Origin of the sequence: Actinokineospora bangkokensis, assembly GCF_001940455.1 — a bacterium.
Lineage (GTDB): Bacteria > Actinomycetota > Actinomycetes > Mycobacteriales > Pseudonocardiaceae > Actinokineospora > Actinokineospora bangkokensis.
In genome coordinates, this window is record NZ_MKQR01000026.1 from 421,869 (window position 1) to 429,799 (window position 7,931).

The 7,931-nt window shown below is 73.3% G+C and carries 8 protein-coding genes; 5 read left to right on the forward strand and 3 right to left on the reverse strand.

The features are described 5' to 3' along the window. Window positions 1–37: 37 nt before the first annotated feature. From BJP25_RS24610 to BJP25_RS24625, 4 genes are all read left to right on the forward strand, one after another. Window positions 38–487 carry an Lrp/AsnC family transcriptional regulator gene (locus BJP25_RS24610; protein ID WP_075977353.1) on the forward strand — a complete coding sequence of 150 codons (450 nt, stop codon included), beginning with the start codon at window positions 38–40 and terminating at the stop codon, window positions 485–487. Window positions 488–497: 10 nt separating this feature from the next. Beyond that, entirely contained in the window at window positions 498–1,304 is an 807-nt protein-coding gene (locus tag BJP25_RS24615; RefSeq protein WP_075977354.1) for an enoyl-CoA hydratase, read from the forward strand. Window positions 1,305–1,631: 327 nt separating this feature from the next. Next, window positions 1,632–3,527 (forward strand): 2-oxoacid:acceptor oxidoreductase subunit alpha, encoded by a 1,896-nt coding sequence (locus BJP25_RS24620; protein WP_075977355.1) that lies wholly within the window; start codon window positions 1,632–1,634, stop codon window positions 3,525–3,527. 52 nt (window positions 3,528–3,579) lie between these two features. After that, a complete protein-coding gene (locus BJP25_RS24625; protein ID WP_075977356.1) occupies window positions 3,580–4,650 on the forward strand; it encodes a 2-oxoacid:ferredoxin oxidoreductase subunit beta in 1,071 nt (356 codons plus the stop codon). A gap of 76 nt (window positions 4,651–4,726) precedes the next feature. Here the strand turns inward: BJP25_RS24625 and BJP25_RS24630 are convergent, their stop codons facing one another. From BJP25_RS24630 to BJP25_RS24640, 3 genes are read right to left on the reverse strand one after another with little or no spacing between them, the layout of a single operon-like run. Beyond that, window positions 4,727–5,770, reverse strand: a complete 1,044-nt coding sequence (locus BJP25_RS24630) for an alpha/beta hydrolase (RefSeq protein WP_075977357.1) — start codon at window positions 5,768–5,770, stop codon at window positions 4,727–4,729. Between the two features lie 44 nt (window positions 5,771–5,814). Continuing rightward, window positions 5,815–6,603 (reverse strand): SDR family oxidoreductase, encoded by a 789-nt coding sequence (locus BJP25_RS24635; protein ID WP_075977358.1) that lies wholly within the window; start codon window positions 6,601–6,603, stop codon window positions 5,815–5,817. Window positions 6,604–6,643: 40 nt separating this feature from the next. Further along, on the reverse strand, window positions 6,644–6,994 hold the full coding sequence (locus tag BJP25_RS24640; protein ID WP_075977359.1) for a nuclear transport factor 2 family protein: 351 nt from the start codon (window positions 6,992–6,994) through the stop codon (window positions 6,644–6,646). A 78-nt stretch (window positions 6,995–7,072) separates the two neighbouring features. Between BJP25_RS24640 and BJP25_RS24645 the strand changes: the two genes are divergently transcribed. Further along, entirely contained in the window at window positions 7,073–7,867 is a 795-nt protein-coding gene (locus BJP25_RS24645; protein WP_075977360.1) for a MerR family transcriptional regulator, read from the forward strand. Window positions 7,868–7,931: the final 64 nt, after the last annotated feature.

The window sequence follows — 7,931 nt, forward strand, 5'->3', positions numbered from 1 at the left end:
GTCGCTTCCTTGCCCGTTCACCGGCAGGATGTTGCGCGTGGACGCCATCGATCAGCGAATCGTTTCGCGGCTCGTCGCCGACGCCAGGGCCAGCTACGCCGAGATCGGCAAGGCGGTGTCGCTCAGCGCCCCCGCGGTGAAGCGGCGGGTCGACCGGCTGCTGGAGAGCGGGGTGGTCAAGGGCTTCACCGCCGTGGTCGACCCGGAGGCGCTGGGCTGGGGCACCGAGGCCTTCGTGGAGGTGCACTGCCAGGGCAACGTCTCCCCCGACCGGATCCGGCAGCGGTTGGAGCCGCTGCCGGAGGTGGTGGCCGCCTACACCGTCTCCGGGGCGGCCGACGCGATCGTGCACCTGCGCGCCGCCGACATCCACCACCTGGAGGAGGCGCTGGAGCGGCTGCGCAGCGTCGACATGATCTCCCGGACCGTGTCCACCGTGGTGCTCTCCACACTGCTGGAGCGCTCCCCCGCGCCGGAACCCGGCTAAGTTCCCAGGCATGGACGGGTCGACGGAGACTGCTGCACTGGAGAGCGCTGCGCTGGAGAGCGCCGTGCTGCTGGACAAGCGCGACGGGGTGGCGGTGCTCACCCTCAACGACCCCGGGCGGCGCAACGCGCTGACCCTGGCGAGCTCGGCGCGGCTCGCGGAGCTGGTCGGGCGGTGCGAGCAGGACCCCGAGGTGCACGCGCTGGTGGTCACCGGCGCGCCGCCCGCCTTCTGCGCGGGCGCCGACCTCACCGTGCTGGGCGAGTCCAAGGCCGAGGGGCTGCGCGGGATCTACGCGGGCTTCCTGGCGGTGGCGGGCTGCTCGCTGCCGACGATCGCCGCCGTGGGCGGGGCCGCGGTGGGCGCCGGGCTCAACCTGGCGCTGGCCGCCGACGTGCGGATCTGCGGGCCGGGGGCGCGGTTCGACGCCCGGTTCCTCCAGCTGGGGATCCACCCCGGCGGCGGCATGACCTGGATGCTCCAGCGGTTCGTCACCCCGCAGGTCGCCACCGCCATGACCCTGTTCAAGCACGTCCCCGGCGCCGCGGAGGCCGAGCGGGTCGGGCTGTCGCTGCGCACGGTCGACGGCGACCACGACGCGCTCGTCGCCGCCGCCGTGGAGCTGGCGGCCCCCGCGGCGAAGGGCCCGCGCGAGCTGGTGAGGTCCATCAAGCGGACGCTGCGCGGCACCGAGCACGAGACCGAGCACGCCCGCGCGGTGGAGGCCGAGCTGGCGGTGCAGGTCGAGTCGATGGGCACCCCCGAGTTCGCCGAGCTGCTGGCGGCCATGAAGGCGCGCATCTCCGGCTCCGCTTGACCGCGGCTCGACCACCAGTCGGTAACCCGCGTCCACCATCCGGGAACCCCGCCCGCACCCCTTACGCTGTTCGGTGCACCCGCGACTCACCCGCTGACCTGCGCTCGCGGGGTGCCCTGTGATCTGGGACGCACCCCCCGGTCGTGCGGGTGCGGGGTTGCCTAACGTGGAACGAGCGGCGGTCGCACGACACCTCCGCGACAAGCGCACCGGCGGTGCCCGGGCGAGGACTAACCTCTGCACCGCGCCACCGCGCGCCTGCCACCCGGGCGCGGGACGGCCTGACCCGCGGACGGTCCGCTGTCAGGAGAGAGGGATCGGCAGCTCATGAGCACAGGCTTGGACGGCACCGGCGCCGCGGCGGCGACCGGCGGTGGCGTCACGAAACTGGACCGGGTCGTCATCCGGTTCGCCGGCGACTCCGGCGACGGGATGCAGCTGACCGGCGACCGGTTCACCTCGGAGGCCGCGGCGTTCGGCAACGACCTGTCGACCATGCCGAACTTCCCCGCGGAGATCCGGGCCCCGCAGGGCACCATCCCGGGCGTCTCCAGCTTCCAGGTGCACTTCGCCGACTACGACATCCTCACCCCCGGCGACCGCCCCGACGTGCTGGTGGCGATGAACCCGGCCGCGCTCAAGGCGAACATCGCCGACCTGCCCGCGGGCGGCACGCTGATCGTCAACACCGACGAGTTCGTCAAGCGCAACCTGACCAAGGTCGGCTACGACGCCAACCCGCTCGACGACGACTCGCTGGACTCCTACCAGGTGCACGCGGTGGCCATGGCCTCGATCACCCAGGAGGCGCTGTCGGGCACCGGGCTGGGCAAGAAGGACGCCGAGCGCTGCAAGAACATGTTCGCCCTCGGCCTGCTGTCGTGGATGTACCACCGGCCCACCGAGGGCACCGAGCGGTTCCTGCGGGAGAAGTTCGCCAAGAAGCCCGACATCGCCGAGGCGAACGTGCTGGCCTTCCGCGCGGGCTACAACTACGGCGAGACCACCGAGGCGTTCGCGACCACCTACCAGGTCGCCCCCGCCAAGCTCGCCCCCGGCACCTACCGGCAGATCACCGGCAACACCGCGCTGGCCTACGGCATCGTCGCCGCCGCGCAGCGCTCCGGGCTGCCGGTGCTGCTGGGCACCTACCCGATCACCCCGGCCTCGGACATCCTGCACGAGCTGAGCAAGCACAAGCAGTTCGGCATCACCACCTTCCAGGCCGAGGACGAGATCGCGGGCATCTGCGCCGCCCTGGGCGCCAGCTACGGCGGCGCGCTCGGCGTGACCTCGACCTCCGGGCCGGGTGTGGCGCTCAAGTCCGAGGCGATCGGCCTGGGCGTGATGACCGAGCTGCCGCTGCTGGTCATCGACGTGCAGCGCGGCGGGCCCTCGACCGGCCTGCCCACCAAGACCGAGCAGGCCGACCTGCTGCAGGCGATGTTCGGCCGCAACGGCGAGTCCCCGGTGCCGGTGGTGGCCCCGCGCTCGCCCGGCGACTGCTTCGCCGCGGCGCTGGAGGCCACGCACATCGCGCTGAAGTACCGCACCCCGGTGCTGCTGCTGTCCGACGGCGCGATCGCCAACGGCGCCGAGCCGTGGATGGTGCCGGACGTGGCCGAGCTGCCCGACCTGGCCGTCGAATTCGCCACCGAGCCCAACGCCCCGGACGGCTCCGGGGAGTTTTGGCCCTACCTGCGCGACCCGGAGACCCTGGCGCGCGCCTGGGCCGTGCCCGGCACCGCCGGTCTCCAGCACCGCATCGGCGGGCTGGAGAAGGCCGACGGCACCGGCAACATCTCCTACGACCCGGCCAACCACGACAAGATGGTGCGGCTGCGCCAGGCCAAGGTCGACGGCGTCGAGGTGCCCGACCTGGAGGTGGAGGACCCCTCCGGCAAGGCGCGGGTGCTGGTGCTGGGCTGGGGCTCGTCCTACGGGCCCATCGGCGCGGCGTGCAGGCGGGTGCGCAAGCAGGGCCACGCGATCGCCCAGGCCCACCTGCGCCACCTCAACCCGTTCCCGGCCAACCTGGGCGAGGTGCTGCGCTCCTACGACGAGGTCGTGGTGCCGGAGATGAACCTGGGGCAGCTGGCCATGCTGCTGCGGGCGAAGTACCTCGTCGACATCATCAGCCACACCAAGGTGCAGGGGCTGCCGTTCATGGCCGAGGAGCTGCAGGACGTGCTGACCGGCGTGGTGAAGGGGGTCGACGCGTGAGCGGGACCGCCGTGCGCCGGGGACATCGGGTTTCGACAAGGGGAGCTGCCGCATGACCGCCGTGGACCTCGGGCTGCCCGGCCTGGGCGGCCTGGCCGGGGTGCCGACCACCGACGAGCCGCAGAAGGCCAAGGACTACAAGTCCGACCAGGAGGTGCGCTGGTGCCCCGGGTGCGGCGACTACGTGGTGCTCAACGCCGTGCAGTCGTTCCTGCCCTCGCTGGGGCTCAAGCGCGAGAACATCGTGTTCGTCTCCGGGATCGGGTGCTCCTCGCGCTTCCCGTACTACATGAACACCTACGGGATGCACTCCATCCACGGCCGCGCCACCGCGATCGCCACCGGGTTGGCGACCGCGCGCGAGGACCTGTCGGTGTGGGTGGTCACCGGTGACGGCGACGCGCTGTCCATCGGCGGCAACCACCTGGTGCACACCCTGCGCCGGAACGTGAACCTCAAGATCCTGCTGTTCAACAACCGGATCTACGGGCTCACCAAGGGCCAGTACTCGCCCACCTCGGAGACCGGCAAGGTCACCAAGTCCACGCCGATGGGCTCGCTGGACAACCCGTTCAACCCGGTGTCGCTGGCCCTGGGCGCCGAGGCCACCTTCGTCGGCCGGGCGCTGGACTCCGACCGCAAGGGCCTCACCGAGGTGCTGCGCCAGGCCGCCGAGCACCGCGGCACCGCGCTGGTGGAGATCTACCAGAACTGCCCGATCTTCAACGACGGCGCCTTCGACGTGCTCAAGGACGCCGACGAGGCCGCCAGCCGGTTGATCCCGCTGGAGCACGGCAAGCCGATCCGCTTCGGCAAGGACGGCGAGTACGGCGTGGTGCGGTCGGGCTTCGGGTCGCTGGCCGTGGCCGAGGTGGCCGCGGTCGGGGAGGACGCGCTCGTCGTGCACGACGCGCACGCCGACGACCCGAGCTACGCCTTCGCGCTGTCGCGGCTGTCGACGCAGGACCTGTCGCACACGGTCACGGGCGTGTTCCGCAGCGTGGCCCGCCCCACCTACGACGACGCGGCGCGGGGGCAGGTGAAGGCGGCTGTCGAGGCGAAGGCGCCGGACCTGCAATCGCTGCTGCGCGGCAAGGACACCTGGACCGTGCTGTCCGACTGACGGTTCGACGCGAGGGCCCCTGACCGCTGGTGCGGTCAGGGGCCCTCGCGCGTGTCGGGGCGTTGTCGCCCCGCGGTCACCGCTGAGCGGCCTCCGCGGCCCCTGGGGCGGGCCCCAGCTGACGGCGCAGCCACGCCGCCCGGGCGGCGACGGCGTCCCGCGAGAGGGCGGCGCGGGGGGCCACGACGTCGAACCCGTGGAACCCGCCGGGCCAGACGTGCAGCTCGACGCGGCAGCCCGCCTGCCACAGGCGGCTGGCGTGGGCGACGTCCTCGTCCCGGAACGTCTCGGCCGACCCGACGTCGATGAACGTGGGCGGCAGCCCCGACAGGTCCGCGGCGCGGGCGGGCGCGGCGTAGGGCGACACGTCCGGCCCGCCGCGCACGCCCGCGCCGAGCAGCGCGTTCCACCCGGTCTCGTTCGAGGAGCTGTCCCAGATGCCGAGGCCGCGCATCTGCCGGGCCGACGGCGAGTCGTTGCGGTCGTCGAGCATCGGCGACAGCAGCAGCTGGGCCAGCACGGCCGGGCCGCCGCGGTCGCGGGCCAGCAGGCCGACCCCCGCCGCGAGGCCGCCCCCGGCGCTGGACCCGGCGACCACGACGCGCTCGGGGTCGACGTTCAGCTCGTGGGCGTGCCCCGCCACCCACACCAGGCCCGCGTAGCAGTCCTCGACCGGGCCCGGGTGGGGCGTCTCGGGGGCGAGCCGGTACTCGACCGAGACCACGGCCGCGCCCAGCGGTTCGGCCAGGTCCAGCACCTCGACCAGGCCGAACCGGTTGTCCCCGACGACCATGCCGCCGCCGTGGGCGAAGTAGATCGCCGCCGTCGGGGCAGCGGCGTGCCGGGGCAGGCAGATCAGCAGCGAGATGTCCGGCTGCCCCTCCGGCCCCGGCACCACCTGCTCCCGCACGCTGTAGGCGCCGCCCCGCGAGAGCACCTCGTCGGTCGGGGTCTGCACCCCGGGGACGGGCGCGCGCATCTCGGCGATGTTGTCCGGGCGGTAAGCGTCCGGTGGGCGCAGGCCGGTCAGCACCTCCAGGACGGGGGCCAGTTCCGGGTCGAAGGGTGGCGGTGGTCCGACCGGCCCGGTGCCGGACCGGTCGGTGACGTGCGTGGTCATGCGTTTCTCCTCGCGGCGGGGACCTGGGTGCGGTGCTGGGCGGCTCAGACGGTCGGGACGGTCCCGCCGTCGATCACGTACTCGGCGCCCACGATCGACGAGGCGCGGTCGGAGACCAGGAACCCGACCAGGTCCGCGATCTCCTCGGGGCGCGCGAAGCGCCCCAGCGGGACGCCGCCCAGGGAGTCGAAGATGGTCTGCTTGGCCGCCTCCCTGGTGAGCCCGTTGCCCTCCGCGATCCGGTCCACGAACCGCTCGTAGGCCTCGGTCTCGATCCCGCCAGGGCTGATCGCGTTGACCCGCACGCCGCGCGGCGCCAGCTCGTTGGCCAGCCCCTTGCTGTAGGTGCGCAGGGCGGCCTTCGCCGCCGCGTACGCCAGGGTCGCCTCGTTCTGGGGCAGTTCCCGCTGGATCGAGGTGAAGTGGAGCACCACGCCCGCCCCGGCCTCGACCATCGCCGGGACGAGCGCCCGGTCGAGCCGCACCGCGCCCAGCAGGTTGAGGTTCAGCTCGGTGAGCCACTGGTCGTCGGTGATGGCGGCGAACCCACCGGCGGGCGTCGACGAGCCACCGACGACGTGCACCAGGACGTCGAGCGCGCCGCCCGCCTCCGCGATCCGGGCGACCACCGCGTCGGTGCCCTCGACCGTCGTGGTGTCCGCCGCGATGAACCGGTCGGGGTGCTCGTACCCGTCGGGCATCGTCCGCGCCGTGGTGAACACGTCGGCGCCCAGCTCGCGCAGCCGCGCCACCACGGCCTTGCCCGCGCCCTTGGAACCGCCGGTGACCAGCGCCCGGCGACCGTCGAGACGGTCGCGGTCGGGACCAGACATGCTTCTCTCCTCGTTCATGGTCGGTGTGGTGCTGACCGGGTCAGGCGACGTGGTTGGCGATGACGAGCTCGGCGACGAGGTCGCCCCGCAGCGCGAACCGGTAGTCGAGGTCCGCGACGCCGCCGGGGAAGGTGCCCTCGATCCGCACGGTGACCACCCAGTGCGCGTCGTCGACGCGGTGGGAGCCCAGCTGCTCGGTCGTGTACTCGAACTCGGACCCGGCGTCGCGCAGGAAGGCGTGCACGGCCTCCCGGCCGCGGAAGGTCTCGTCCTGGTCGACGACCACGACGTCGTCGGTGAGCAGCGCCGAGGCGGTGTCGGCGTCGCGGGCGATGTGGGCGGTGAAGAACTCCCGCACGGTGGCGGGGAGCAGGTCGGTGTTCTGCGTCATGGGACCACCCTGCGGCGTCGCCGCGCGGGAGGGTCAAGCCGTGGACCCTCCCCCGGGGGGAGGGTCCACGATGGGGGGGTGCTGACCATCGGGGAGTTCTCGCGGCTGACCCACCTGAGCGTGCGGACGCTGCGCCGGTACCACGAAGCGGCCCTGCTGGAGCCCGCCGTGGTGGACGAGGGCACCGGGTACCGCTACTACGCCGTCGACCAGATCCCGACCGCGCAGGTGATCCACCGCCTGCGCGAACTGGACGTCCCGCTCAACGACGTGCGGCAGATCCTGCGGACCCCAGACCCGGGCGCCCGGTCGGCCCTGGTCGCGGACCACCTGCAACGCCTGGAGGACGTGCTCGACCGCACCAGGGCCGCGGTCGTGTCGCTGCGCCGCCTGCTCCGGCCCGACCCCGCGCCGATCGCCGTCGAGCTGCGGGCGGAACCGGCCAGGACGGTCGCGGCGGTGGCGGCCGAGGTCGGGCACGGCGACGTCGCGGCCTGGTTCGCGGGCGCGATGGCCGAGCTGGAGGCGGCGGTCGGCGGCGCAGCGACCGGGCCGCCGGGCGGCTGCTACGACAACGCCCTCTTCGAGGAGGAACGCGGTCGCGCGCTGGTCTACCTGCCGACCGCCGCGCCACCCCGCACCGGGCGCGTGCACCCCGTGGAGCTGCCCGCCGCGGAGCTGGCCGTCACCACGCACGTGGGGGAGCACGACGGCATCGAGGTCACGTACGGGGCGCTGGGGACGTGGGTGGTGGAGAACGCGATGTCGGTGGCCGGGCCGGTGCGGGAGGTGTACGTCTGCGGTCCGCGGGACGCGGGCGACCCGGGTGCGTGGCGCACGGAGATCGGCTGGCCGGTGTTCCGGGTGACGTGAGGGTGGCTTGCTGGTTGGCTTGCTGCTGCGCAGCTGCGTCAAAGAACGCGGATTGCTTTGCGGG

Excerpts from the sequence above, each read along its gene's own strand:
- BJP25_RS24625 (WP_075977356.1), top strand. The coding sequence starts at position 3,580 with ATGACCGCCGTGGACCTCGGGCTGCCCGGCCTGGGCGGCCTGGCCGGG.
- BJP25_RS24615 (WP_075977354.1), top strand. The coding sequence starts at position 498 with ATGGACGGGTCGACGGAGACTGCTGCACTGGAGAGCGCTGCGCTGGAG.
- BJP25_RS24635 (WP_075977358.1), bottom strand. The coding sequence starts at position 6,603 with ATGTCTGGTCCCGACCGCGACCGTCTCGACGGTCGCCGGGCGCTGGTC.
- BJP25_RS24640 (WP_075977359.1), bottom strand. The coding sequence starts at position 6,994 with ATGACGCAGAACACCGACCTGCTCCCCGCCACCGTGCGGGAGTTCTTC.
- BJP25_RS24620 (WP_075977355.1), top strand. The coding sequence starts at position 1,632 with ATGAGCACAGGCTTGGACGGCACCGGCGCCGCGGCGGCGACCGGCGGT.
- BJP25_RS24630 (WP_075977357.1), bottom strand. The coding sequence starts at position 5,770 with ATGACCACGCACGTCACCGACCGGTCCGGCACCGGGCCGGTCGGACCA.